This window comes from Segatella maculosa OT 289, from assembly GCF_000243015.1.
GTDB classification, from domain to species: Bacteria; Bacteroidota; Bacteroidia; order Bacteroidales; family Bacteroidaceae; genus Prevotella; species Prevotella maculosa.
In genome coordinates this window covers 72,072-98,940 of sequence record NZ_JH594502.1, presented here as the reverse complement: position 1 = coordinate 98,940, position 26,869 = coordinate 72,072, and the positions used below count along the sequence as shown (strand labels likewise).

Below are 26,869 nucleotides of genomic sequence, written 5' to 3'. Positions count from 1 at the left end.
TGAGATATTATTTGATATGTATTACTTCACTGCTACCAGTTCTACGTCGAACACCAAGGCTGCAAACGGAGGGATAGATGCACCGGCTCCGCGCTCACCATAACCGAGATTATAGGGGATAAAGAAGCGATATTTGCCACCTTCCTGCATCAATTGCAGGCCTTCTGTCCAACCTGCAATCACTTGATTGAGCGGGAATGTGGCCGTTTGTCCACGATCATAGGACGAATCGAACTTCGTTCCATCAATCAATGTGCCCTCATAATGGCATTCAACCGTGTCGGTTGACTTCGGACTTTTGCCGTTTCCTTCGCGCAATACTTGGTATTGAAGCCCCGAAGGTGTCGTGATGATGCCGGCTTTTTTGCCGTTTTCGGCAAGGAACCGCTCCCCTTCTGCCTTGGCCGACTTACCCTTTTCGGCCGCCTCGGCCTGTTGCTTAGCCTCTTGTTTGGCAAAGAAATCCTGCACAAGTTGTTGGGCTTCGGCCTCGTTCATCTTCAGATTGCCGGCGAGAACGTCCTTGATAGCCTGTGCAAAATCGTCTATATTCAATGCTGTGGCACCCATCTGCGACAACTGTCTGCCGATACCAATGCCGAGCGCATAGCTTACTTTATCCATAAAATCCTAAAAATGACAGATTAAAACATCAAATATTTCGAAATCGTTTGCAAAGATAGCAGAATTAAACCGAATAGAAAAGAAACGACTCTTTAATTTTATTAAAATATGATATGCGTAACTTGTTTTTTTAATATATTTGTAACACGAACGCAAAGAAACAGGGCAAACGTCCCGATAATGATAAAATCAGAATGAAGTTATGAAGAAAGAAATATCAAAAATTGTCTTCCTGACCGGTGCCGGCATGTCGGTTGAAAGCGGATTCAAGACCTTTCGCGGCAGCGATGGGCTGTGGGAGAACTATCCCGTGGAGCAGATTGCAACGCATCATGGCTGGGAGAGCGACCCCGTCTTGGTGACTAACTTCTACAACATGCTGCGCCGCAAACTCTGGAAAGCGCAACCCAACGAGGGACATCGGCTCATCAAACAGCTCGAAAGTAGCCATGAAGTGACCGTTGTCACGCAGAATGTGGACAATCTTCACGAGAAAGCAGGCTCCAAAAACGTTATTCATCTGCATGGAGAACTGTCGAAAGTGTGCTCAAGCAAGGCTCCCTACGACCCTCGTTTCATTGAGGAACTGACGCCGGAACACAGCGATGTGGAACCCGGAACACTGGCTAAGGACGGCAGTTTGCTGCGTCCTTTCATCGTGTTCTTTGAAGAAAGTGTCCCAATGATAGAGCCTGCAGCCCGCGAAGTGGCCGAAGCAGACACCTTTATCATCATCGGAACGAGTCTCAATGTCTATCCCGCTGCAGGCCTCATACAGTATTGTAAGCCTGGAATTCCAATTTACTTGATAGACCCGAACCCCGTGAACATGACCGGAGGTAGGCATATCAAGCAGATAACAAAGGGAGCAAGTGAAGGTATGAGGGTGCTGATGGAAAGCCTGTAGCATGCAGCTCGCCCGAAGTTCTCGCCCACTTTTCTCACCATAAAGCCTGGGAAGAGACTTCAATGTCCGTCATTTTCACTTATGCGCAAGATTATTCACATCGACATGGACGCTTTCTTTGCCGCCATTGAGCAAAGAGATTGCCCCGAACTTCGCGGCAAACCGATTGCTGTGGGCTATGACGGTGTGCGTGGTGTCGTGTCGACAGCCAGCTATGAGGCCCGAAAATACGGCATACATTCGGCCATGTCGATGCAAACGGCCAAGCGATTGTGCAAGAATCTGATTGTCGTTGAAGGCAATTATCACCATTATAAAGAGGTGTCGACACAGCTTCATGCCATCTTTCATGACTACACTGACATCGTAGAACCTATCTCTTTGGACGAAGCTTTCCTTGATGTTACGGTGAATAAAAAGGGCTTTGAGCTGGCCGTTGACATTGCAAAAGAAATCAAACAACGCATCAAAAGCGAGCTAAATCTCACGGCTTCGGCCGGCATTTCCTACAATAAACTGCTGGCAAAGATAGCATCTGACTATCGAAAACCCGATGGAATATGCACCATTCACCCTGATAAAGCCCTTGAATTTGTGGCAAAACTGCCCGTGGAAGACCTATGGGGAGTAGGCAAAAAGACCGCACAGCGCATGCATTACATGGGGATTTTCAACGGAGAACAGCTGCGGTCGTGCTCGCTTCAGCATCTTATTACAATGTTCGGAAAGGCAGGTCCATCGTTCTACAACTATGCCCGAGGCATCGATGAGCGTGAAGTCATCACCGATCGCACACGGAAATCCGTCGGTTGCGAGCACACTTTCGTTGAAGACCTCAGCCTTCCTTCGGCCATACTGATTGAACTTTACCACCTTGTGGTTGAGCTTTCGGAACGCATTCACAAAGGAAATTTCGAGGGAAAAACGCTGACTTTGAAAATCAAGTACGGCGATTTCAAGCAGATAACACGCAGCATCACGGTGCAAAATGTGCTGAAAAGCAAGGAAGACATACTGCCTTTGGCCAAGCGATTGCTGCACCTTGTCCGCTATGACAATGCACATACCATCCGCCTCATGGGACTTTCAGTATCCAATCCGGGCGACGACGGAACGTCAAAACGGCCGGAATGGATACAATTGGAGCTGGAATTCAAGGAATGGTAAACAGGACTTCTCCGTATTCTGCATGCCAAAAAGCAATAACAGGAGTGAGAAAAGTATCCCACTCCCATTATTCAGCACTCCAGCTTTGCTTTTAAAGCACGTAAACAAGGCTAACGCTCATCACACCGCGCCCGTCGTCGGAGACAAACTGATAGTAGGTCTCAGCATTGAGGTGCAGTTTATCGGTGAGATTGAACTGCAATCCGCCGCCAAGATTAGCGCCAAGCTTGGTCGAACTCGTGCTACCTGCGGGGCCATCATAGCTGGCTCCCATGATACCTACACCGCCTAAAGGATAGAGTTTGAAGCGGTCGGTCATGTGGAAAAGGTAATGCAGGTTTGCATTTATATCCCATGCGCTGACATCATTGCCGTCTTTCGGATAGAAATTCATTGTCAGTTCCGGACGAAAGTGCTCATCGAAGTTATAACGGGCCACTGCTCCTATTCCGAAATGAGGTGCATCTGTGCCATAATTCAACTTTCCACCCACCTCAAAAGTCTTGGTCTGGGCAAATGCTCCCATGCTCATGAGCAGGAGAGACAGGGTAAATAATAACTTTTTCATGTTGTTTTTAATAAGTAAGTATTCTATAATTAAACGTCTATATGTTTCTTTTTAATTCTCTATTCTTGACTTTATGGCGTTCATCTTTTGTCATATCACAAGATCTCCACCCAACCATTGAAAGGTGAGGCTGTGAGTTTTTCCATCACTTTTCTTGAGTTGAAAGGTCATCCTCCCATCTTTTACCGTGTAAGGTGCAGTGATTTCCTGTTTATCAAAGCGCAAAGTAATCGTTCCTTTACCTGTTGTATAGGTTCCTCTGTACTTGACATCCCAGTTCTTCCCAATCTTCTTACCACCTGAAGTCGTAGTGCCATTATAGGTATAATAGGCACAAGTGCCATCAGGCAGCAGTTGATAAACATAATAATCTGGCTCTGTTCCGTCGTAATGTCGTACGGTTGCAACGCCGGAAGCATTCAGATAGGCATCTGTCTCAATGCCCCATACGCCGAGAACAGACTGGTCTTCTTCGTCTTTGCTACAACTTGTCAATACGCCAAGTACCAACATTGTCAGCATGATCACAGACATTTTTGAAATAAACTTCTTCATTTTATAACGCTCTAACTATTGGTTTGTCCCGCTTAATGATGCGTCCTGACTTTCAATCTTACACCCATTATGTTTCTTTCCTTGCTATGGTGCATAATGGTCGCCTCATATTAATGTTGCAAAAATAAACTTTTTTATTCACTTTGCCATTCTTTATACGGTTAAAAAGCGTTATCAAGAAAAAGCGGAACAGGCTGAAACGGCTTTAAAATCATGGGGCGAAGCTGTTTTTTCTACGGTATATGACCACGAAAAAGCCCCGTCCCGGAGAGGAGACGAGGCTGTAATGATTTCCTTTTACTGCAGCGCAAGACAATAGCAAGCGTCTATTTCAGAATCTTTTTGCTGCTTTTCCGGCTGCCGTTTGCCATGGTTTCTACCACAAGCACCACACCTTTGGCTTGTGCATCACAGGCCGTTCCGTCGAGATAAAAGTAATGTGTGCCGACAACGTTACTCTCATTGGCGGCCAGGAGGCTAAGTCCGGTAGTGGTAGATGATGGCGTGGAGGGGCCGAAACCACCCATTTCGTTGGCTACTCTGACGGTGTAGGTTGCCCCTTTTACCACCTCTTCGAGTGCATATTGTCGGGCATTGGTAATCGTAAGGAGTTCATCGTCCTTGAAAACCGCATACGATGGCGTGCCAATGCTACCCGAGGCAGCAGTCCATGAAAGCGTTTTTCCCTTGAGTGTAACAGTAGGTGAGGTTACTTGTGCGGCCAAAACAGCCGGCTTCCAATCGGGAAATACCTTGTCAAGTGTGAATAATGAGGCTGAATCGGCACTCATTGTGGTGTCGTAGGTGAAGTTGCCTGTACCGTGAATGAAGGTCACATAGTTGTGAACGGGTGTGAGATTGGCCCCTTGTTCGGTCTTCGAACCAAATTCTTTGAATTGATATGCCGCAACATTCATACCGCCGACGGTGAAGCGTTTGATGGCTTTTCCGTCGTTGAGTGGGGCATCCGTCATCGTTGTTCCTATCCATGCGACTTTCGATTTGCCTCCCCAACTGCGTCCAAGCGAGTAACCTTCTTCGTTAAGATTGGTGATTTTGCAGTCGCGCATCACGTAACCATAGTGGCAATTATCGGCCGGATAAGGGGCCGCAATCACATCTGTTCCACCTTTATTGCTGCGTGGTTCGTTGACAAAGTTCACTTTGTTGAAGAAAACATCGCCACTTCCGCACACATAGTCAACGGTTCCATGGATTTCTCCTCCCTCAAAATAATACTGTCCGTCGCCATTACTGTAGTAAGTATCCTGATAAGAGAGCAGCCGAACGGCCTTGCAAATGGTACGATTCCCCTTATCTTGAATGGCAACCGCACGTCCTGCAGACCCGCTATTATAGTAATCGAGTGCATTCTGAACGGTCAAATCCTGCAAATAAGTGTTGTTTCCTGTAATCAAAAGTGTGGCAGTTGTCGCGATACCTTCATTGGCAACGAGTGGTTTGTTCCGAATGATTGTCTTCTCTGTGCTTGCACCTATGAGCGAGATATTGTTGCCGTTGATGGGTGTGAGTACCGTTTCTCCGAGGTCATATGTGCCATTTGGAATGAAAATCTTGGTGCGTTTAGCACCTGCTTTGACGTTGGCAATGGTCAAAGTATTGAGCAAATGATCGGCATCTCCGGCCTTGACGACATAATAACCGGCCTCGTTCTGTGCGATAGGATTGGCCTGTGTGTTGGCGATTGTGACGGAATGAAGATAGCAAGCTTTGTCGAAACCGAGGCGAAGCACATCGGCTTTACCACGGTACTCATAACAGATGAGACCGCCGTCTGTGTCAGTTTTGGCCGCAAGTGAGGCCAGCTGGTCGCCCTTACTGTTCTTGATGATGATGTTACCGTCCGAATATGCACAGCCCGATAAAAGAATATAAGCGTCTCCACCGACAAGAAGTTCAACATTATCCGATGGTCCGAAGACCCAACCATGCTGTCCGTCGTGGAACTTTGCCGTTCCTTTGCTATTGAAAGCCTCGTGATCTTCGTCGTAGAAATAGCCGTCGGTGAGGTTGAAAACATATCTTTTCGTAGTGCTCTTCACCTCTTTTTCGGTGGCAAGGGCATGGAGAGCGAGGTCGGAAGTGACCTTATCTTCGATGTTGAACTTGCGATTCCCGGAACCCGAGGCAGCTGCAAACCAACCGCGAAAAAGGTTGCCCGAAGGCACTGTCACGGCCGAAGCGGAATAGGAAAAGGCCGCAATGGGGGCGTCTTTCTCCACTTTTTGCGTGCCGATAAGGCTACCGTCGGTATTATAATAGGTGAGGGTGAAGTCGGATTTCCATTCAAAGAAAATCACATAATCAGCTGTTGTGCCACCTGCATCGACCCGAATTGTGACCTTTGTCCCTTTCGCTGTGGGCGCATAGGTGACGCTTTTTACCGTTCCGTTCTCGGCAACAATTTCAGTCAAAGGGTTGGTCTGCGACACCATTTGCTGCTTTTTTGAAATGTCAATCGTGGCTTGCAGCGTGCCATCGGCCTGTTCTTTGAAGCGGTCGGCAGCCGTGAAAGCCGTTCCATTTACCTTGAATGAGCCCAAAACAGGCTTGGAACTCATATCCACTTTACCATAGATGACGAGTTCAAAAAGATAGGCATTCTGGTTTGTTGTGAGGTTCGTAAAGCGCAATTGACAGTTGGTTTTGTTCACATCTACGTCCACATCGGCTCCCGTAATAGGCTCGGCCGGACCGTTACTCAACGTAACCCAATCGGCATCTCCTGCACCTTTCGCCTCTAATTTCCAGCCACGTTGACTGCCCGTTGCACCGTGTTTGAAGTGTACTTTCGTGATATTTTGCAGTACGGAAAGGGTCACCATGGGCGTCGAACGCTTTGAGGCCATGAGATAACCTCCCTTCCACGACGGAAATTTGCCGGCGTTCTTGTTCGTCGAACTCACCTCCGTATCAACGATGGTGAAGCTGAACGGCTCGTGACTATAACTTGTTTTAGCATTCACGACGCTTGCCGTTGTAGAGGCCTTTGCGTTGGTCCAGTCGGTGAAATCGGTCGTATAAAGTACCTTTTCACCCCCTTTGACGTCTCCCGAAGGGTCAGACGGATTGACAAGTTGCACCGTTCGGCCACTGTAATAGTCGAGCCCTGCGACCTTATTGCATGCAGGATAGTATTCAGAAATGGGTGTCTCAGCCTCCTCGTTCTCCTTTTTCACGAGCGCTTCTACCAAGCTGTTGGCATACACTTCAAGGTTGGTATAGTAGCCATTTGGGTCGATTGACGTTGTAAGGGCATCGTTTGCAGCGTTCGGATTCAGCCCATTTGCGGTCTCCCACACATCGGGAATACCGTCCAAATCAGTGTCGAACGCATCAGAACGTTTGCCGGTTGGGAAGTTCTTTTCAGTGTAACCATCTACGTCGCTCACGATATCTATGATGCCTGCCCGGCCCGTCTTGCTTCCCGAAAAGGTAGCCGTTCCGTCGGTAGCTTCCTTGGAATACCTCACATCTACGTTGTCGCGGAAGAGCGAAGCGCCTGCATAAGCCAGCACTTTTCGATAGGCTTTCTCTGCACTGTGCGTAGTGATGTCCCCCGAAGCGATGGGCACAGCCAGTTTAATGGGCACATATTGCCGGCCATTATAGGTCTTGTGGGGTACGCCTTGATAGTAGTCTGCACCGTCGAGTGTGTAATGTTCACCATCAATTAGCTGCACACCTTTGTCGAAAGTAACCCCACTCCAATCATAGTTCTGCGCCTTTGTGCCCGCAGCCTCAACGAAATTGCCACGGATGTAATAGCGACTTGCCATGCCAACCATGTCGCCCGTGGTCGAATTTCCAGCGTCTCCGACACTGATTTCCGTTACTCTTCGGGTGTTTTTTGTGGCAGGTCCGGCCTTATAATAGTTGTTAATGATGTTGATTTGTCCTCCTCCGGGACCACCATAGCAGCCGTTTCCGTTCCCCCAATTATAGAGAACACAGTTGCGAAAGTCCACATTTTCGGCCATAACCGTATTGACCCAATGATACGAAGTGAACTGAAAATTGCTCGAATATCCGTCCCATCGGTAGCGAGCTCCATTGAAACGAGGGGCCCGATTATCGACACTTCCGATGTAATTATGGTGGAAACTGGCCAGCTTTCCGCCCCAAATTCCACCGTAACCATGCGCACCTTTGTCGTGTCCGGCATTGGTTAAGGCCTCGCCAAGCATGCACCATTGCATCGTGAAATTATTGTTGTCATAGAACGATGCCAGCTCATCAATGCTCCAACTCACCGAACAATGGTCGATGATAACCCCCGTGAGATTGCAGTTCCAAAGGGCATCTGCCCCGTCATTGACGTTCTTTTCCTGCCCGCGACGAAAGCGAATGAAACGGATAATGTTGTTGGAAGCAGGCCGAACCGTGTAATAGCGCAACGTGATTCCGGGATAAGGGGCCGTTTGTCCCAGTATGGTCGTGTTCTGACCAATCTTAAGATCCGATGCCAAAGCAATGACACCGCCCACGTCGAACACCACAATCTTCTTGGAATTCCCGCTTACTGCCGCCCGAAAAGAGCCCGTTCCGGCATCGTTAAGATTGGTGACATGTACGACTTTTCCGCCACGTCCGCCCGTAACATAGCGTCCGTGACCTTCTGCACCGGGGAAAGCCGGAGCCTGTGCCCATGCAGATTGAATAAAAAAAACACTGAGAAAGCCGAGTAAAATGACACTCAGACTGCGTTTTGTCTTCTTCATTTGTCAATGATAGTTAATGGATTGTAACGGCAAATTTACGTTATAAAAGTCAGAAGCTCAAATAATCGTGGGATTAATCCTCAAGTTTCCTACGTAAACGTTTTCAGCATCAGCTGCTTTCCTCGAGTTTCCAAGCCGGTGAAATGGCAGGGAAGAAACTGTAGGGAAGCACGGTTCGTGCGTCCGCTCAAGTTGAATAGAAACGCAAATACATGTTTGTTGAAGCGTGACGTACAGGCCGCGTGGCTCCACACACATTCAGATTGATAATCAACGACTTACGTCTTGCGTTTCAATCTCAGCCATTTTACCGCGCAATATGGCCCATATTACCGTGCAAAATGGCTGGAATAAGCTTGCAAAATGGCTCATATCGGAACGTTGTTTCAAGCAGTATTGATATTAACGGGCCAGCAATGCCTCGCCTGCCGTTTACACCTTATTATATAGAACCCCTCTCTCTGCATCAGACTTTGCCTGCCATAAAAAGGAAAGCGGCATCTTGCAAGGTTGCAAGATACCGCTCATTTATTTTTAAAATCACTCTCCTTATTCAGGAAGGCTGATTGCCTCGTTGGGGCAAACATCAGCACATGTGCCGCATTCGGTGCACATTTCGGGGTTGATAGAATAGATGTCGCCCTCTGAAATAGCTCCCACCGGACACTCATCAATGCATGTACCGCAAGCGATACAGTCGTTACCAATTACGTAAGCCATAACTTTAAAATTTAGATTTCATAATGTTTTTGTACCATGTAGCAAATCTTGTTCCTCAATTTGTACGATGCAAAGGTATAAATAATATTCAGAAATACCTACTTTTAGGTACTGTTTTTTATTCAATTTATACAAATTCTTGATTAAAATCATGCAATATAGCGCGCGGGATGCCGTTTATGGAACAGATGAAGAAGAGATTTCAGCTGTTGATGTTCCTATTGTGGACTGCCGAAATAACGGCCGTTGCACAGCAAAGAACGGTGCAGAACCGTCCTTACACGGACTTGCGGCCCTTTCATTTGGGCATTTCCGTGGGCTTGCATGTGCAGGATTTGGAGTTTGTCAACATCGGAGAGCAAACCGTTGTGGCCGAGGATGGCACGTCAAGCAGGCAGACCCTAACGACCGATCAAGACCGTTTTGACATGGGATTCAATGTGGGTGTGCTCGCAGAAGCAAGGCTTTCGGAACACTTCCAACTGCGTATTGCCCCCACAATGTACTTCGGTTCGCGTCATATCCTGCTGCACAATTTGAGCGTTCTTGCGCCAAACGGCAGTCCAACGGAGCGTAGACAGACCATGAAAACGGTGTATGTTACGGCCCCGATCGACTTGATTTTCTCCGCACCACGGTTCAATAACCATCGTCCTTACGTGATGGCGGGTCTCACACCGGCCGTCAATCTGAGCGGAAAGGACAACGATTACGTGAAACTGAAACGCTATGACGCCTTCGTTGAAATAGGAATGGGTTGCGATTTCTACCTGCCTTTCTTCAAAATAAGGCCCGAATTGAAGTTCATGTACAGCCTTGTCAACAGCTTAGACACCAAGCATATCAACCGTATGGAAGACAAAGGAATGCTGCCCTACGCCCGTTCGGTGAGCGATGCACGCGCAAAGTTGATCGTACTTACCTTTTACTTCGAGTGAAACCGAGCTTCAGTTTGCCCACGAAGATGGCGTTCTTGCCCTCGTGGTCCACGGGAACTTCGCGGCCGTCAAGGTCTTTCACGTAGCGAAGTTCTTTGAAAAAGCTGTGCGAATGTCCGCCAAGTACGAGGTCGATTCCACGCGAACCGGCAATCACCATCTGGTCGCCCATGCCCGTTTCTTCCCAACCAAGGTGAGAAATGCAGATAACAAGATTACACTTTTCCTTGCCCCTAAGCACCTTTACCATGTCGTTGGCCACGCGAACGGGGTCGAGATACTTGATGTTTCCATAGTTCTTGGCAGCCACAAGTCCATCAAGTTGCGGGTCAAGGGCAAACACTCCGATGCGGATTCCCTTACGTTTCAGCACGATATATGGCTTGACAAGGCCGTCAAGGGCCGTGCCCCGAAAGTCGTAATTGGAGCAAATAATGGGGAAGTTTGCCTGCTTGAAGAGGCGAACCATGTTGTCGATGCCGTAGTCGAACTCGTGGTTTCCGATGGTGCCTGCGTCATAATGCATGCGGTTCATCAGGCCAATCTCTACGTCTCCCTTGAAGAGTGTATAATAAGGTGAGCCTTGTGAGAAGTCGCCGCTGTCGAAAAGCAACAGTTCGGGGTCTTGTTTTCGCTCCTCCTCAAGCATGGCAATGCGGCGAATGAAGCCTGCCCGACCGGCAAAAAGCGTGTCGGCAAGGTTCTCGTTCAGCGGGAGAATGCAACTATGTGTGTCGCTGGTGTGAAGAATAGTGAGCTGCTTTTGAGCGTAAAGCGTTAAAGGCATGCACGTCAAAAGCAGGCCGAAGCAGGCTAATTTAAAGGCGTTTCGCTTGTATCTGTATTGAAATTTCTGCATTGTTTTCAGTATTTGGCGTTGTTATTTCACGATGATGCGGCCTTCGACCTCGCGGCTTACGGCCTTTCCTTGGGCCATTTGGTCGCGGAAATAGTTCATGATGATGAAGCGGACATTGTTTTCCTGCGTCTGAGGCGAGACCACATCGGTCCCCGATTTGAAGGCTTCGAGCTTGTCGTTGCCCTGCGCCAGATAGTCGAGCGTAGCCACGCGGTAGGTCTTACTGTCGTCGATGGGCTCGCCATTGAGCCTGCAATCGAGGAGTCTCCGGCCGCTAATGACCAAGTTAACGCCATGACTGACACCCTCACCACCTGTTGATGCTATCTGCTGGAAGAGTTCCTTAACCTTTGTGCCCGTCAATGTGAGGAAGCAAATCTTGTTTTCGAACGGCGCAACGTCCACAACGTCGCCATAGGTCACGCGGCCCTTGGCGAACGCCGCACGTATGCCACCCATGTTATAGACGGCAAAATCCACGCGCTCTCCATAGCTTTTACCGCCCCATTGCAGTATGTCGGCAAGCAAATTCGACAGCGAACTCTCCGGCTTTCCGGCCGCCATATAGGCCGAAACCTCGCCCACGACAGGGCTCATGATGCTGTCTACCTTGTGTTTATAGGGCGCAAGGAAAGCTTGAGCCTCCGGTTCCGGACGGGCATCATAGCGTTTATCAATCAAAATACGGCTGCGGCTGACGCTCGTCAGCTCGTAATGTTGCTTGCAGGATGCCAAGGCAAGCAAGGCCGAAACAATGAAACATGTAACAGGTTTCTTATACATCATCTTGTAATTTGTTGTCACAAAGTTACTTCTTTTGGGCGGAAAAAAGAAAGAATAGTGTTAAAAACGAAAAAAACAAAGCGCCGAAGCGTCATTATACCATCTTTTTTAGTAACTTTGCACCGCTTTTCGGCGTAACCGCTGGCAGCAGAAGAGTTGCTTGGCCATGTTGCGTTGGGCGCAAACAAAATTTAATTTCAAATAAAAATGGATTTAATTAAAGTTGCTGAAGAAGCATTTGCAACCGGAAAAAAGTTTCCTTCGTTCGGTCCCGGCGACACCATTAGCGTGGGTTATAAGATTATCGAGGGCACCAAAGAGCGTATCCAGCTCTACCGTGGCGTAGTCATCAAAATCTCGGGCCACGGAGACAAGAAGCGTTTCACGGTTCGCAAGATGTCGGGCACCATCGGCGTGGAGCGTATCTTCCCGATAGAGTCACCGAACATCGACTCCATCGAAGTGAACAAACGCGGTAAGGTTCGTCGCGCCAAGCTTTATTATCTTCGTGGGCTCACGGGTAAGAAGGCTCGTATCGCCGAGAAGAGAACCACCACTGCCGCAGAATAATCGGCAAATCGTTCGCAATGAAACAAAAAGAGGTTGTGCTCACGGGCATAACCTCTTTTTTGTTTGGACTTTGAACATTGAAGTTTGAACTTTGAACTTTATGATTAGTGCTCTTTTTTTGTAAATGTGGGGCAAATCATAAAGCCGGGAAAACACGCCCTTTTCATTAGCATGAAACGTTTTTTCATTAGGGGGAACGTCCTTTCTGTAGTGAAGCAACGCTTCTTTCATCAGAGAACAACATTTCTTTTACCAGATAGAAATATTTTTATATCAGAGAGAAACGTTCTTTCCATAGGCATTCCGTTCCTTTTCCTCCTATTCTTTTTTGAATTATCTCCGTGGAGAAAAATATTTTTCTCTATGGAGATAAATTCTTTTCTCCATGGAGATAAGGATTTTTCTCCACGGAGATAATTCAATTCCGTCCGTATCAAAAAGTGACGCGAACCGTTAGAAATGGAAATGCCTCGCCTTTGTTTCGGGCTTCGACCAGCAATAAAATTTTTAAATACGGGGAAACGGGGCGTCCGAATAGGGATGCACGGGTCGTTCGTCCCTATAAATAGAAAGGAAACACAAGAAAAAAAATCGGCCGGGGAAGTGACCCGGCCGATAGAATGAACTTACCACGCGAAGCGGAGCGTGCGTTGCTGTGCGCCCGTTTCGGTGTAGATGAGCATGAGGGGATAGCCCGTGCCGCTCAACCGCCAGTCGAAGCTGCCGCGGAGTTTGTCTTTCTGCGTGACGGCCACGGGCAGATGGCTGGGGGCCTTGCCGAGCATTCCGGCGTAATAGGCGTAGCGGAGCCGGCCGATGTCTATTCCGGTGAAATCGTCGAAGAGCATCAGGCAGCCTTTGTTTGCGAGCGGCGCAGACGTGGCGGCCGTGTGGTAGACGACGTGCAGCGGTTCTTCTCTGACACCGTTCGTGGAGTTGGTGATTTGAACGATGTCTCCGTTGAGGTAGTCGATGTTGATTTCCTTCTTTGCGCCGGCATAATAGGCGTAAGTGAGGCGGTCGTCTTTGTCGTAGCTGAATGCCCAGCCGTCGCTGTAGGGCTTCTCTTCTTTTCCGTCGGTGGTCTTGTAGACGGTTTCCATGCAACGTCTGACGAACCCTTTGGCGTTGAGGAAGAGCGCATAGACGTATCGGCTGCTGCCCTCGGTGACGGTCATCATGACGCCGGGCATGCGAATGCCGCCGCGATAGTAACGCTCGCGGTATTCGAACACGGCTGTCGGGCCGTTGTCGCTTGTGATGGAAGCCACGCGGCCGTCCTTGTTGGTCTGCAATGTGAATTCGCCGACCTGCCGGGGCAGTCCTCCGGTGAACACGACGCGCGGGTTGACGTCGGTACCTGCAGCTCCGTCGTCGTTGACTTCGTTGTTGCCGCTGCACGAGGTCAGCAGTGTTGCAACGAACATTGTGAGGGCCGTCAAAGCCCTGCCTATGTTCTTCTTCTCTTGCTTATTCATTATCATTCCTTGAATGTCTGTGAAGGTTCAAATTGGGTCGTAAAGACCGGGTGCGAAGGTACGACAAGTTATTGAATAAGCAAAGCGTTTCGTGAGATTAATATCTGAACAGGTTCATCACTTTTTCTATGACAGGGGCCATATCATAGTATTTATACTCGGCGAGTCGGCCGCCGAAGATAACGTTGGGCTCTTGTTCGGCAAGGCTTCTGTAGCGTTCGGCCAATGCGTTGTTCTTGTTGTCGTTGACGGGATAATAGGGTTCGATACCCGGTTCCCATTCGGTGCTGTATTCTCGGCTGATGACCGTGTGGGGATTGTCGTAGACCGCTTGACCGAACAGCTCGAAATGCTTGTGCTCGATGATGCGGGTGTAAGGCACAGCGGCGTCGGTATAGTTGACGACGGCGTTGCCCTGATAATTCGGCGTGGGCTTTACTTCGGTCTCGAAACGCACCGTTCGGAAGTCGAGACGGCCGAAGCGGAAGTCGAAGAACTCGTCGAGCTGCCCCGTGTAGACGATTTTGTCGGCCACGGTCGCCCAATATGAACGTTCGCGGGCAAAGAAGTCCGTGTCGGTCTTGGTTTCTACGCCTTGAAGGAGTGCGTCGATGAGTTTGTTGTATCCGCCGATGGGAATGCCTTGATAGCTGTCGTTGAAGTAGTTGTTGTCGAAAACCATGCGGACAGGAAGCCGCTTGATGATGAAAGCCGGCAGCTCCGCACATTTCCGTCCCCATTGCTTTTCGGTGTAGCCTTTGATGAGCTTTTCGTAAATGTCGTTACCAATCAACACCTTTGCCTGCTCTTCAAGATTGCGAGGTTCGGTTGTTCCTTCGCTCTTCATCTTGGCCATGGCTTCTGCCTTTTGCTCGTTCAGTTTGGCAAGCGCCTCGTCGGGAGTGGTAACGCCCCACATCTGATAAAAGGTGTTCATGTTGAACGGCAGGTTATACAGCTTGCCCTTATAATTGGCCACGGGCGCATTGGTGTAGCGGTTGAATGGAACGATAGCGTTGACGAAGTCCCACACCTTTTTATTTGAGGTATGGAAGATGTGAGCACCATATTTATGGACGTTGATGCCCTTGATGTTCTCACAATAGACGTTTCCGCCGAGATGCTGCCGCTTGTCGATGACAAGACAACGCTTGCCTTGCTTGTGGGCGAAGTGGGCGAAAGTGGCTCCGAACAAGCCTGAGCCGACGATAAGATAATCGTAAGGTTTCATATCAGTTCTATTTATAATGCATTCAGCCGATAGACGAAATAAGGTTTCCCGTCGGCATCAAATGACACGCGTTTATATCCGTTAAAGGTCAATATCCTATTAGATATTATGTATAAAGGCTGTTCTTTCTCTATATATTTGTTCTGAACTTCCATTTCGTCACTGAGATTCAAATTAAGATGACAGAAGTTCTTGCATTCGGGAATACTGCCACAAACGGTATAAACGCCAATATCCATAATGCCATATTCTATCATGACAGGAGGAGTCTCCCTTCTTTCCATAATAATGTTTCTTATTTTGAACGTCGGGTTATCCATACCGTTAGATAGCAGTCCCCTTGTCGTGTCAAATTTAATGAATATGCCGAGGACCAAAGCTATAGATAAGAAGGCCGGATATAAGAACCTTTTATTATTGCCCGCCTGCAATATTTTGCTTCTTGAGCACCAACTTCTGACCATCAATAAGGAGAATGGCGCGAAGATAACGAGCGGTAACACGTAATATCTTATTGGGTTTCCGACAAACAGCGGTACGTATGCAGAGAGAAAACAAACGCCACAACAACAGAGCAGTCTTTTGTTCTTTTGCGAAAGGAGCACTATCAGAGAACCTATAAACATACATACCAAGACAGGATTGTACAAAATCAGTTTAACGCCGACCAATTCATTATGGACAACACGTGGCAGTGAACCATGATATTCAGAAGTAGTACCATAATGAAAGATGTTGTCGTAGAAATATACGGTCCACATATCTGCCAAAGCATGGTTGAAGGCGAAATAACAGACAACGCCCAAGGACAACGGTATCAGTCCCATAAGGAAGAAAGCCGCGCTCCGCAACAGTCCTGCATAGTCTTTGTTGCGGACATAGAAGAACAAGTAGTAAAGAGGAGGTCCGATGAACAGGCCTACGATTGTGTACTTTATCCAGAACACACACGACGCAAGAAAACCCAAGAGGAATGCGTCCTTGCCGGTAAGGCCGCCTACCTTTTCCGACTTCAAGCCTATGTAAAGTCCCATGGAAAGGAATGGCAGACAGAACTCCTCGGCACTTGCGCCCTGCTCGAAGCTCCATGCGCTGTAGACTCCTAAAGCCAACAACGGTACATAATACAAGATTTTCCTATCCGTGAATAGCAACAATGCCTTGTAACTGTATAACAGGAATACGAAACCGGCGATGAGTTCCAGCACGTATACGCCAAAGAAAGACCTGAAAGAAATCAAGGAACCGATGCCGTAGATCAAATGTAGCAGCAATCCTTTGTGGTCCATAAGGTCTCTGTAGGGCACTTTGCCGCAGAAAACAGATTTACCTACGGTGAACATGCAGTTGGCATCCACCCATGAATTGAACGGATAAAGGAATGAAGACGTTGAGAATATCGTCACGGCAACAAAAGCGATGGCAGCAATAATGAGTATTTCTCGCTTTGTGACCTGCTGAATGGAAGAAGTTGTGAGCACGTTGTCGTTTAATCTTTTGTGTTTCTACATACTTCCCGGCTGACTTTCCAAAAGTCGCTGATGGCTTTCCAACCAATCTTCAGGATTTTCTTCGGGTTTATGGAGTTCACACCGCCTTGTCTCGGCTTGAACGTGATGTCAATGTATTTAACCCGCTCGCGGAACTTGCTGAAACATGCGGCAAGAACGGCATTAGGAAGATTGAAGTCCGACGGCATCAGGTTGATATACTTCTTTACTACAGATGCTTTCATCAGGCGGAACGGCGCATTGGCATCGGGAACCCACACTTGGAAGAACAGCCACACGTAAGAACGCAGCACATTCTCGACCATCTTCCGGTCTTTTCCGTCGCCACGGACAGGACGGCAGCCCATCACACAGTCGTAATCGCAACTCGCTTCCAAGAAAGCCGGGAATTCATCGGGATTAGTCTGGCCGTCGGAGTCAGTCTGGAAGATGAAGTCGGCACCTTGTTCTATGGCATATTTATAGAGATAAATAACCGTAGGACCATGTCCCGAGTTCGGCTTGGAAAGCGGGATAAACTGCGGATATTTGTCTTTCAGGCTTTCCATGATCTCCATAGTTTTGTCTTTACTGCCATCATTGGCAATGACAAGACGGCTATCTGCACCTACCTTCTCCACTACGGGATACCACCGACCGATCGTCTCTGCAATGTTCGCCTCCTCATTGTATGCGGGAAGCACAAAGAAAATTTTACTCATTATTCCCCTTTTATTTTAGTTGGTTTGAACGTAACGTACTTATTGATTAAGAACTGGACGACAACGACCAATACTATCGACAGCAATTTGGATAGAATCTTGTTCATTGACAGTTGGCTGATGCAGACCCAAAGAATAAGACTACTCAACAACATTCCGCATAAACCGACCGTCAGGAATATCGAAAAGCGTCTCTTTGTCTTGTCCTTGACTTTGAAATTGTAGTTGCGGTTAAGCGTAAAACTCGTGATGATACCGCCCAATACGGATATGCAGTTCGACAGGATATAATGCCAGCCGAAGACCGTAACGAAGAGCGTGTACAGCAAGAAATCAAGTCCCGACGAACAAGACCCTATGATGCCATACAAGATCAGGTCGCGGAATTTCTTATAAAATCTCTGTACGATGCTATTGTAGACCATATGCAATGCTTTAATTGTGACCAACCGTTACAATGTTCGTAGCGTCAAGAACATGTTTCAGTAAACGCTTTCCCATATATGTCTTCCCACCCTTCGGGCCTCTGCCGTGGCCTCAACCTTTAAGGATAGGATTGAATGGTGCAAAGTTAAGAAAAAAAACAGAATAACTGGTTAAAAGACGTGCTTTTTACCTATAAACTTACGTGAGTTCGATATAAATCCTATGAAAAAGGAAGACTTTCCGATGCCTCGGATGAACAAAAAACAGAAAACAAACGGTCTTCCGCCGCGGCGGAAGATAGTAGAATGTAAAAAGAATGTTCTTCGCCCGCGGGCGAAGATAGTAAAACAAAAAAAGAATGCTCGTCGCCCGCGGGCGAAGCTAAAAAATGTAAAAAGAACGCTCGTCGTCCATGGATGACGAAGGATATTTTAACAGAAAGTGTTTTCCTCCATGGAGGAAATAAAAAAATGTAAAAATAATGTTCATCTTCCATGGACGACGAAGGATTTTTTAACAAACACCTCTTTTCTTCCATGGAAGACGACAATAAAAACAAGAAATAACTCTTGTCTTCCATGGAAGACATTAAAAAAAGAAACAGAGAACATTCATCTGGCTCTTTCCAAATAGAAGTGCAAAATCTTGGTGGTGTTTGACACCATGAAAAACACCACGGTTTACTTTGCACATCCATATTGCTCTTGGGAAAAGGGCGCCATAGAGAACATGAACGGACTTGTCAGGCAGTATACCCCTAAAAGGACAGACTTCAGAGGGATTTCAAGGGGATACGTCAGGAAAATTGTAGAGAAACTCAACAACAGACACGTTGCAGCGGTTATTCTGATAGGGACAGGAGCTGCGGTATCATCATTTTTTCCCTTTTTCAATGTATTTCCTGCCACATTTCGTTGCAAACTTTGTTTTAATTGCTTACATTTGCAGCATGATGAGCAAGCTTTCCCAACTGAAATACTTCCTGACCATCGGCATGTGGCAACCGCCCGGGCAAGACGCCGGCCGATGGAAACGCATGCTGTTGAACCTTTCCCGCAAGGTCTACATGGCCGTGCGGCTGTTCATCGAGCGCGGACATGTGGACTTTGCCACGCAACTTTCATTCAGTACGATACTCGCCATTGTTCCCATTTTTGCGATGATTTTTGCTATCGGGCGCGGGTTCGGTCTCTCCGAATACATTGAACTGTGGCTTCGCAACACGCTGAGCAGTCAACCAGAGGCCGCAGATTCCATTATCAACCTTGCCGGTTCGTATCTCCAACACGCCCAAACGGGCCTCTTCATCGGCATCGGTATCCTCTTTATGCTCTACAGCGTGCTGAGCCTGATTTATAATGTGGAGTACGTGTTCAACACGATTTGGCAAGTGAAAAACAAGCGACCGGTGGCCAGAATCCTTGCCGATTACACTTCGATGGTGTTCCTTGTGCCCGTCATCATCATCGTCATGTCGGGCATGAGCATCATTGCCAACACCACGACCGAGCATCTTCAGGCGTTCTTTATCCTCGGTCCGATGGCACGCATCGGCATTCGGCTGCTGCCTTTCGTCATCCTGACGCTCATCTTCACGGCCCTCTTTTCCGTAATGCCCAACACGCGGGTGAAACTCACTTCGGTCATCGGCCCAGCCCTGCTGGCTTCCGTCGCCATGTTGCTCGTGCAGTGGGGCTATGTGCACGGCCAGATGTTCCTCACCGGCTACAACGCCATCTATGGCTCGCTTGCCGCGCTGCCGCTTTTCATGCTTTGGATGCAGTTATCGTGGTATATCTGCCTGTTTTGTGCCGAACTTTGCTACATGAACCAATACCTCGACTACTACGAATACATGATAAGTCCGTCCGACATCAGCGAAGCCAACCGCCGAAAGATAGCCCTTGTCGTGATGAAGCACATCATGCTTCGCTTCCGAAACGGCAAACCTGCGCTCACGGTACTTGAAATCAAGCAACTCACGGGCATTCCCATCCGATTGGTCGGCGACGCACTTTACCGTCTGGAACGCGTAAAACTCGTCACGACGGTGGGCAATTCTGCAGACGAAGACACGCGCTATCAACCGGCACAAGCATTGGAACGGCTCCGTATGGGCCGCATCGTTGACCTGCTCGACCATGCTTGTGACAACCGATACAAGAACAATCGGTTCGACATCGCCCCTGCGCTTGACCCGAAAACCGAACGCATTATTCGCGAAGCCTACGAGGAATTCATCCGTAAACTCGACAATATTGATGACCTATAGCGAACTGTGGCGACGGCTCGTGCCACGATACGACGAGCGAGAAGCCAAGGCTGTGGCACGAACTCTACTGGAAGATGTGTTCAAACTTTCACTGACCGACCTCTATACCGATGGGCTCGAACGACTGACCGACGCCGAAACAAGCCTCCTGGACAACCTGTTCGGTCGACTCGAACAAGGCGAACCGGTGCAGTATGTCACGGGAAAAGCATCGTTCTGTGGGCGAGAGTTCAAGGTCAATCCTGCCGTACTTATTCCGCGACCTGAGACAGAATTGCTCTGCCAAACAGTCATTTCGGCTTTCAATGCGCCCTATTGTGCATTGCAACCGCCCGAACCTTTGCGTGTGCTCGACGTGGGAACAGGCAGCGGTTGCATAGCCGTCACGCTGGCACTCGACCTTTGGAACAGCGCAATCACGGCGTGGGATATCTCATCGGACGCCTTGCTCACCGCACGAGAGAACGCACATCGGCTGCAAGCACGCGTCAACTTCGAACTGCACGACGTGTTGCAGCTTGACAAAGCAGCCTTTGAAGCCAGCCCGTTCGACGTCATCGTGTCGAACCCACCCTACATCTGCGAACGCGAGCGCAGCGATATGGCACCGCATGTGCTGCAACATGAGCCTCCAAGCGCACTCTTCGTACCCGACGACGACCCACTTATTTTCTATCGCGCCATCGCCCGTTACGCGCTCCGCAGGCTCAAACCTTCGGGTCTTCTGGCCTTTGAAATCAATCCGCTTTATGCAGAAGCGTTGAGAAAAATGCTGGAAGAAATGGGCTTTAGGACCGTTGATGTGAAGAAAGATCCGTATGGAAGAGAGCGAGTCATCACTGCCCAGAAACCTCTCCCAGCCCCTCCCAAGGAAGAGAGCCCCAAACGAACAAACTAATATACCAATAATAACATCATCAACAACCAATAACAACAACATAAAACGGCCCGACCAATCTCTGCATATCGCTCTCCTCGCCTCGGAATGTGGCCGAGAAACGAGGCTTTCTCCCTTTTGATGAGAAGATGGCCGAGGCTATTTGGTTTTTTACTTTTCCTATGATTACCGAACAACAAGCCCAACTTCGCCTCACTACTTTGTGCGCACAAGGCGAACACTGCACGCAAGAAATGCTCGACAAACTCGCGAAATGGGAGATTGACGAGGCCGCACAAGCCCGCATCATGGCCTATCTGACCGAACATCGCTTCATAGATGACAGCCGATATTGCGCGGCTTTCGTCAAAGACAAGATACGGTATAACGGCTGGGGACGCCGAAAAGTGGAGCAAGCTCTCTACATGAAGCGCATTCCCCGCAGTATTTCTGACCCCATTTTCGACGAGATTCCCGACGAATTGTACCTTGAAAAGCTGCGACCGCTCATCAAACAGAAGTGGCCGACCATCAAGGCTCGCAACGATTATGAGCGCTCTATGAAGCTCATTAAGTTTGCTTTGGGCCGCGGATTCGAGATGCGACTCATCAGACAATGTGTCGACGAAGCCGAACTGCCCGATGATTAATCTCTGGAACAGCCTCATCGACCTCATAGTACCGCGTGTGTGCGCCATCTGCGGCAATCGGTTGGCTGGCCCCGAGCAGGCGATTTGCGCTGCATGCAACCGTCATTTGCCCCGTACCGACCATGTTCTTACACCGCTCGACAACCTACTTTGCCGCCTCTATTGGAAGCAGATACCCATTGGAAAGGCCGCCGCATGGTTCTATTATTCGGCCGGTTCGCCTGCCGGACGCGCCATCTATGCCCTGAAATACCATCATCAGGCCGACATCGGACGGCTGTTGGGCGAAATGATGGCCCGCGAATTCCGAGCCGAAGGCTTTTTTGAAGGCATCGAACTGCTGGTTCCCGTGCCGCTAACAAGGGGCAGACAACGCCAAAGGGGCTACAATCAAAGCCTGCTGATTGCCGAAGGTGTGTCGCACATCACGGGCATTCCGATTGCCGATAAGGCCCTTCGGCGCGTGCATTTCGACGGTAGTCAGACGCAAAACGACATCGAAGCGCGTCGCCAAAACGTAAAAAATGCTTTCCAGCTTCGTCATCCCGAGCACGTCAAAGGCCGTCACTTGTTGCTCATCGACGACGTCGTTACCACCGGAGCCACCACACTTTCCTGCGCCAAAGAACTGGCCAAGGCCGGCGAAGTGACCGTCAGTGTGCTCTCACTCGGCTTCGTTAGGCCCTAAACATGCCGCGTTTCATTCCCCCGAAAACGGCATTCCCCCACCCTACTCCCTCTCAAAAGAAAAGCAATTGAGTGGTTGTAGGGACGCACGGTCCGTGCGTCCGCTCAGACAGCTGCGCATATTGATAATCAACCACTTGCATTCCATGTTCCAATCTCAGCCATTTTACCGTGCAATATGGGTGATATTACGCGGCAATATGGCTCATTTTACCGCGCAATATGGCTGGAATTAAAATGCACAGTGGCAGAGATGGAAAAACAAGGGCGCACGGTTCGTGCGTCTGTTCAAACGGAAACGTTTTCAAAAAGCTGTGAGAAGCATCGAGGAAGCTACGATTTAAGCAGACGAACGAGCCGTAAATCGCTACCTATTTCCTTTATGTTCCCTCCCCGTTCCGATAGGTTGAAGGTTGCTGTTGATAGCGATCTTTAAAGCATTTGCAGAAATAACGCGGACTCGAAAAGCCGTTGCTGTAACTGATTTCGGCGATGCTCATGTGCGGTTTTTCGCGCAACATCTTCGCAGCCTTACGCAGTCTGATGCGCATAATGAACTCGTTGGGCGTCTGACCTGTCAGGGTTTTCCACTTCGTGAACAGGCTTGTGCGCGACAATCCCATCTCTCTTGCGAACACATCTACGCTGAAATCGGAGTTCATATAGTGCTTGTCTATGATCTTCATTGCCCTATCGAGCATCTCTTTATCAAGGGGATTAGAGGCCAACATGTTGGCTTCTGTGTGCGGATGTTCGCCGAATTTGTGTTGAAGAAGGCGGCGAGAATTGACGAGATTGTTGCAACGTGAGATGAGAAACTCATTGTTAAAGGGCTTCGTTATGTAGTCATCTGCACCGATTTTCAGGCCTTCTAACGCTTGTTCTGCAGCTGTTCGGGCCGTCAAAAGCACCACGGGAATGTGGCAAATGGCAAAGTCTTGCTTGATAGCCTTGCACATTTCGATACCCGACATGTTGGGCATGAGCACGTCACTGATGATGATATCGGGCATTTCGTCCTTGATTTTCTCCAGTCCTTCCAGCCCGTCAACGGCCGTAAGTGTGCGGTAATAGGGGCTGAGAAGCGTCACAAGGAGTTGTCGGATATCGTCGTTGTCTTCCACAATCAAGGCCGTTGCGTCGAATGTTGCCGGGGTGGGAGTGTCATCAGTGTTATTTTGTGGCGCGGGAAGGGGCATCTGCGACTGCTTTTTCGGCTCTTCTGCCGTGGTTTCTGCCGTTTCTGCCACCGGAGCAACAGCAATTTGGTCGGCAGAGAAATGGCTTTTTCCGAGCGGAAGTTCCACGGTGAAGGTCGTTCCTTGGCCGATAACAGAGGTCACGGTTACCTTTCCGTGATGCTGACGAATGATGTCCTGCGTCAGATTCAGGCCTATTCCAGTTCCCATTTCGGCCAAGGATTCAATCTCATGTCCCTGATAGAAGCGGTCGAAAACATGTGAAAGGTCATCGGGGGCAATGCCGTTGCCCGTATCGGTCACGCGGAGTCGCGCATAGGTCTCGTCACTTTCCGTCGTCACGGTGATGCTTCCGCCCTGCGGTGTGTGCTTCAATGCGTTGGAAACAAGGTTGTTGACCACCTTTCTCATCTGTCGGTTGTCGAACCAAACCGTTGCATCGGTCTCCGATTTGAAGGTCAGATTGATGTCCAAACAGGCGGCATACTCCTTGAACAGACTGCAAACATCGAAGACAAACGGCGACCATTTGCCCTCGTGCACGCTGATTTTGGGGTGCGCTTTCTCGTGTTTCTTGAAGTCAAGCAGCTCAGATATCAACTCTCGAAGCTGACTACTGTTGCGGTAGATGCCCAAAAGTTGGTTGTAAATGTCGTTGGTGAACTTGCGAGAATGCAGCAACGACTCGGCCAATCCGATGATAACTGTGAGCGGAGTCCTGATTTCATGCGACACATTCGTAAAGAAACGGATTTTAGATTGGTTGCGTTTTTCGATGTTTCTGGCGTGTATTTTCTCATATTTCAGCGACTCTGCCAGTCGAATACGCTTGCGATAACCGCGCACAAGCCACATAACAGCGATGGCAGTCAGGCAAAAATAGAGGACATAAGCCCACCATGAGCGATACCATGGCGGCAGGATTCGAATGCCGAGTCGGGCTTCCGGCACCTTTGTTCCGACGGAACGGAGTTCCAAGGTATAGCGTCCGGGAGGCAGATTGAAGAAGTCCAGCTTCTTTTGTCCTGCATGTATGGGAAACCATTGTTCTGAGGAACCGACCAAACGGTATTCAAGTGGCAAGGCATTGGCCTTGATATAGTTCGACGTATAGTACTCCACACCGAGGACAGACCGGTCATATCCGAGTTCGATTTCGCTGGTATAGCGCAGCGCATGCGTCAAGATTCGACTGTCATCTCCCGGAAGTATCTGTCTTCCATTGATGTAAAGACCGCAGAACCCCACTTTGTAAGGCCTGCTTTTCTTGTAAAGGTCTTGCTCTCGGAAGGCCACCATACCGCGCACACCACCCAGATATACGGTGCCATCTCGGGCCACATAGAGCGCATTCTCATTGATGGTGGCCAGCGGAAAGCCGTTTTCTTTGTTGTAGTTCCTGAAGATTTTGCTCTTGATATTAAAGACCGAAAAGCCTTGGTTTGTGATAAGTAACAGTTCGTTTGCATTCAAAGAAGAAGGCTCGATGGCGTAAACACAAGCCCCAATGAGCCCATCTTTGCGTCCATAATTAATGAAACGGTCGTGCTGTTCGTCGTAAAGATCGATGCCATCGTTGGCTGTTGAGAGCCAAATACGGCCCTCGCGATCGGTCATAATGCTGTTGATGTTGTTGCAACTGATGCTTCCTTCGGACGGAAGATGCCTGTAGTGGCGGAACTTCTTCGTTGAGAATGCATAGCAATACACGCCGCGTGCCTCCGTTGCAATCCACAGTCGGTCTTTCCGATCGATGCATAATCCCTGCACCATCCTTAGGTTTTCCTTGGCAAGAAGGGGCGTGAAGGTTTCCCTTTCAGGGTCCATCATGACGACACCTTCCTGCGTTGCGATGACAAGTTGCCCACGATAAGGCTTGATGTCCCTCACGATGTCCGAGGGAAGCGACTGCCTGTCGCCCGCTTTGTGCCTGTAGTTGCGTAGCTTTCCCGTGCTTAAAGCGATACGATCGAGCCCACCCAAGTGCGTACCTACCCACATTGTGCGCCGCAATTTGTCGAAATAAATAGACTTGAGATTATTATGTGAGGGTTTTGCATCAGGGTATTTGTAAACCGAGAAGGCTTGACTTCGGGGGCTAAAGATATTCAATCCGCCCCCTTCCGTACAGATCCAAAGGTTCCCTTTGTCGTCTTCTGTCATGCGACCTACTATCTGACTGCTCAATCCTGCAGCGTTTTCGCCTTTGAATCTGTACTGTGTAAAGATCTCATATTCGGGATTAAAGTAGTTCACACCGCCGAAATAAGTGCCCAACCACAGCGTTCCTTGCCTGTCTTTGATGATGCTCCAGATGCTTGCATTGGTCAAACCGTCTTCCCGACCATCAGGAATAAAGGTGCGAGACTGCCCGGTTCGCGGGTCATAACGCACCAATCCGAGATAGGTTCCAATCCATATTTTCCCCGAATTGTCCTCACAAAAGGTGCGAACGAAGTTCGAAACGAGCAGCTTTCCCTTCCGGATATTGTTGATATGTCCCTGATTGTCGATGGTCCAGAAGCCGTTGTTCCAACTCCCTATCCACAGTTTTCCCCCACGGTCTTCATAGATTTGGGTGATATAACCTTCGATAATGGGGTGCGTGAGCCTGTTTCCGGCGTAGCAATAGACACCGTTTTCGCGCGTACCTATCCACATTCGGCCACGCGTGTCAATGGTTAGGCTCGTCACGTACTGTCCTTTTGGCAGCCTCACGCAGGCCTTCGACCTCCCAGTTTCATCAAGAAGCCGATGGATTTCGTTCCTTTCACTGAAGTATAATCGCCCATAATAGCATATTGCTCCAATGGTATTACCATACTTAAGTGTCTTGAATTGGCGCGTTTGGAGGTCGAGTCGGGCAATTCCTTCAGCACAAAGTAGGAAGAGTTTTCGGTCACCATCGCCCGTGAGATGGGTCACATTGTTGCAGAAAAGACTGTTGGCATCACCGGTTTTATTGGCATATACGCGGATAGAATTGCCATCATAGCTGTTCAATCCCACACGGGTAGCAATCCAAATGACCCCATCTCGGTCGGCATAAAGGCTGTTTGCCGAGATTTGGGAAAGGCCTTCATCGGGTGTAAGATGGTTGAATTCGATGTTCTGCGCCTTGAGCAGACTCGTAAAAAGGGTGAAAATCAGTAAGAGGGAAAAGAATGCTGTCGTATGAAGTCTCTTGCAGTCCATGGCTATTCCATATTGATTGAGGCACGAAGGCTGTGCCTCCCGCGCGTTAGTTTTAGGTCCATGTGACGTATTTCCAGCCGATTCTTGCACTATCAGTGGCATTTTGAAAAGACGAAACCGGCCATTTTCCGACACGATGGTTTTGCAATATTCGGAAAAAAAACCGAAATATGCAAGAAAAAGGCTGAGGAATTGAGGGGCAAAATACC

At 48.8% G+C, this 26,869-nt stretch carries 21 protein-coding genes and 1 pseudogene; 9 read left to right on the top strand and 13 right to left on the bottom strand.

Translation table 11 applies throughout. From position 1 onward, the window contains the following. Positions 1–21: 21 nt before the first annotated feature. A complete protein-coding gene (locus tag HMPREF9944_RS04530; RefSeq protein ID WP_008564760.1) occupies positions 22–624 on the bottom strand; it encodes an FKBP-type peptidyl-prolyl cis-trans isomerase in 603 nt (200 codons plus the stop codon). A gap of 202 nt (positions 625–826) precedes the next feature. On the opposite strand from HMPREF9944_RS04530, the gene HMPREF9944_RS04525 reads away from it, so the two are divergent. After that, positions 827–1,531 carry an SIR2 family NAD-dependent protein deacylase gene (locus HMPREF9944_RS04525; RefSeq protein WP_008564759.1) on the top strand — a complete coding sequence of 235 codons (705 nt, stop codon included), beginning with the start codon at positions 827–829 and terminating at the stop codon, positions 1,529–1,531. Positions 1,532–1,612: 81 nt separating this feature from the next. Next, on the top strand, positions 1,613–2,698 hold the full coding sequence (gene dinB / locus HMPREF9944_RS04520; protein WP_008564757.1) for a DNA polymerase IV: 1,086 nt from the start codon (positions 1,613–1,615) through the stop codon (positions 2,696–2,698). Positions 2,699–2,789: 91 nt separating this feature from the next. Here dinB and HMPREF9944_RS04515 read toward each other — a convergent pair whose 3' ends face one another. The 4 genes from HMPREF9944_RS04515 to HMPREF9944_RS04500 all read right to left on the bottom strand — a co-directional run bounded on the left by HMPREF9944_RS04515 (position 2,790) and on the right by HMPREF9944_RS04500 (position 9,283). Beyond that, positions 2,790–3,266 carry a porin family protein gene (locus HMPREF9944_RS04515; RefSeq protein ID WP_008564756.1) on the bottom strand — a complete coding sequence of 159 codons (477 nt, stop codon included), beginning with the start codon at positions 3,264–3,266 and terminating at the stop codon, positions 2,790–2,792. Positions 3,267–3,356: 90 nt separating this feature from the next. Then, on the bottom strand, positions 3,357–3,788 hold the full coding sequence (locus HMPREF9944_RS04510; RefSeq protein WP_008564755.1) for a hypothetical protein: 432 nt from the start codon (positions 3,786–3,788) through the stop codon (positions 3,357–3,359). A gap of 359 nt (positions 3,789–4,147) precedes the next feature. Then, on the bottom strand, positions 4,148–8,563 hold the full coding sequence (locus HMPREF9944_RS04505) for a pectinesterase family protein (RefSeq protein ID WP_008564754.1): 4,416 nt from the start codon (positions 8,561–8,563) through the stop codon (positions 4,148–4,150). A 549-nt stretch (positions 8,564–9,112) separates the two neighbouring features. Continuing rightward, entirely contained in the window at positions 9,113–9,283 is a 171-nt protein-coding gene (locus HMPREF9944_RS04500) for a DUF362 domain-containing protein (RefSeq protein WP_008564753.1), read from the bottom strand. A 188-nt stretch (positions 9,284–9,471) separates the two neighbouring features. Here HMPREF9944_RS04500 and porT point away from each other — a divergent pair, with 188 nt between their 5' ends. Then, positions 9,472–10,221, top strand: coding sequence for a type IX secretion/gliding motility protein PorT/SprT (gene porT / locus HMPREF9944_RS04495; protein ID WP_044113420.1), 750 nt, complete (start codon positions 9,472–9,474; stop codon positions 10,219–10,221). On the opposite strand, the gene HMPREF9944_RS04490 is transcribed toward porT, so the two are convergent. Both HMPREF9944_RS04490 and HMPREF9944_RS04485 read right to left on the bottom strand, forming a co-directional pair. After that, positions 10,202–11,080 carry a bifunctional metallophosphatase/5'-nucleotidase gene (locus tag HMPREF9944_RS04490; protein WP_008564750.1) on the bottom strand — a complete coding sequence of 293 codons (879 nt, stop codon included), beginning with the start codon at positions 11,078–11,080 and terminating at the stop codon, positions 10,202–10,204. The genes porT and HMPREF9944_RS04490 overlap by 20 nt on opposite strands. A gap of 21 nt (positions 11,081–11,101) precedes the next feature. Further along, the gene (locus HMPREF9944_RS04485; protein WP_008564748.1) at positions 11,102–11,863 is read right to left on the bottom strand and encodes a 5'-nucleotidase C-terminal domain-containing protein; all 762 of its coding nucleotides are present in this window, start codon (positions 11,861–11,863) and stop codon (positions 11,102–11,104) included. A 207-nt stretch (positions 11,864–12,070) separates the two neighbouring features. Here HMPREF9944_RS04485 and rplS point away from each other — a divergent pair, with 207 nt between their 5' ends. Then, positions 12,071–12,433 (top strand): 50S ribosomal protein L19, encoded by a 363-nt coding sequence (rplS, locus tag HMPREF9944_RS04480; protein ID WP_008564746.1) that lies wholly within the window; start codon positions 12,071–12,073, stop codon positions 12,431–12,433. Positions 12,434–13,059: 626 nt separating this feature from the next. Here rplS and HMPREF9944_RS04470 read toward each other — a convergent pair. The 5 genes from HMPREF9944_RS04470 to HMPREF9944_RS04450 all read right to left on the bottom strand — a co-directional run bounded on the left by HMPREF9944_RS04470 (position 13,060) and on the right by HMPREF9944_RS04450 (position 17,779). Next, positions 13,060–13,911: a DUF4595 domain-containing protein gene (locus HMPREF9944_RS04470; protein WP_008564743.1), complete on the bottom strand. Its 852-nt coding sequence runs from the start codon at positions 13,909–13,911 to the stop codon at positions 13,060–13,062. 97 nt (positions 13,912–14,008) lie between these two features. Further along, positions 14,009–15,142 carry a UDP-galactopyranose mutase gene (gene glf / locus HMPREF9944_RS04465; RefSeq protein ID WP_008564742.1) on the bottom strand — a complete coding sequence of 378 codons (1,134 nt, stop codon included), beginning with the start codon at positions 15,140–15,142 and terminating at the stop codon, positions 14,009–14,011. Between the two features lie 11 nt (positions 15,143–15,153). Further along, entirely contained in the window at positions 15,154–16,623 is a 1,470-nt protein-coding gene (locus HMPREF9944_RS04460; RefSeq protein ID WP_008564741.1) for a hypothetical protein, read from the bottom strand. Between the two features lie 8 nt (positions 16,624–16,631). Continuing rightward, complete coding sequence (locus HMPREF9944_RS04455; RefSeq protein WP_008564740.1) at positions 16,632–17,354, bottom strand: glycosyltransferase family 2 protein; 723 nt, start codon at positions 17,352–17,354, stop codon at positions 16,632–16,634. Further along, the gene (locus HMPREF9944_RS04450; RefSeq protein ID WP_008564739.1) at positions 17,354–17,779 is read right to left on the bottom strand and encodes a GtrA family protein; all 426 of its coding nucleotides are present in this window, start codon (positions 17,777–17,779) and stop codon (positions 17,354–17,356) included. The genes HMPREF9944_RS04455 and HMPREF9944_RS04450 overlap by 1 nt, the downstream gene beginning before the upstream one ends. A 673-nt stretch (positions 17,780–18,452) precedes the next feature. Between HMPREF9944_RS04450 and HMPREF9944_RS13560 the strand changes: the two are divergent. The 5 genes and pseudogenes from HMPREF9944_RS13560 to HMPREF9944_RS04420 form a co-directional block, all read left to right on the top strand. Continuing rightward, positions 18,453–18,608: pseudogene (locus HMPREF9944_RS13560) on the top strand (IS30 family transposase); the annotation flags it as partial. 121 nt (positions 18,609–18,729) lie between these two features. Continuing rightward, positions 18,730–20,052: a YihY/virulence factor BrkB family protein gene (locus HMPREF9944_RS04435; protein ID WP_244861114.1), complete on the top strand. Its 1,323-nt coding sequence runs from the start codon at positions 18,730–18,732 to the stop codon at positions 20,050–20,052. Continuing rightward, positions 20,042–20,950, top strand: a complete 909-nt coding sequence (gene prmC / locus HMPREF9944_RS04430; protein ID WP_008564735.1) for a peptide chain release factor N(5)-glutamine methyltransferase — start codon at positions 20,042–20,044, stop codon at positions 20,948–20,950. Before HMPREF9944_RS04435 ends, prmC begins: the two co-directional genes overlap by 11 nt. A gap of 164 nt (positions 20,951–21,114) precedes the next feature. After that, entirely contained in the window at positions 21,115–21,579 is a 465-nt protein-coding gene (locus HMPREF9944_RS04425) for a regulatory protein RecX (protein ID WP_025829930.1), read from the top strand. Further along, positions 21,572–22,267 (top strand): ComF family protein, encoded by a 696-nt coding sequence (locus HMPREF9944_RS04420; protein ID WP_008564732.1) that lies wholly within the window; start codon positions 21,572–21,574, stop codon positions 22,265–22,267. The genes HMPREF9944_RS04425 and HMPREF9944_RS04420 overlap by 8 nt, the downstream gene beginning before the upstream one ends. A 379-nt stretch (positions 22,268–22,646) precedes the next feature. On the opposite strand, the gene HMPREF9944_RS04415 is transcribed toward HMPREF9944_RS04420, so the two are convergent. After that, positions 22,647–26,660 carry a hybrid sensor histidine kinase/response regulator transcription factor gene (locus HMPREF9944_RS04415; RefSeq protein WP_044113415.1) on the bottom strand — a complete coding sequence of 1,338 codons (4,014 nt, stop codon included), beginning with the start codon at positions 26,658–26,660 and terminating at the stop codon, positions 22,647–22,649. Positions 26,661–26,869 lie beyond the last annotated feature (209 nt).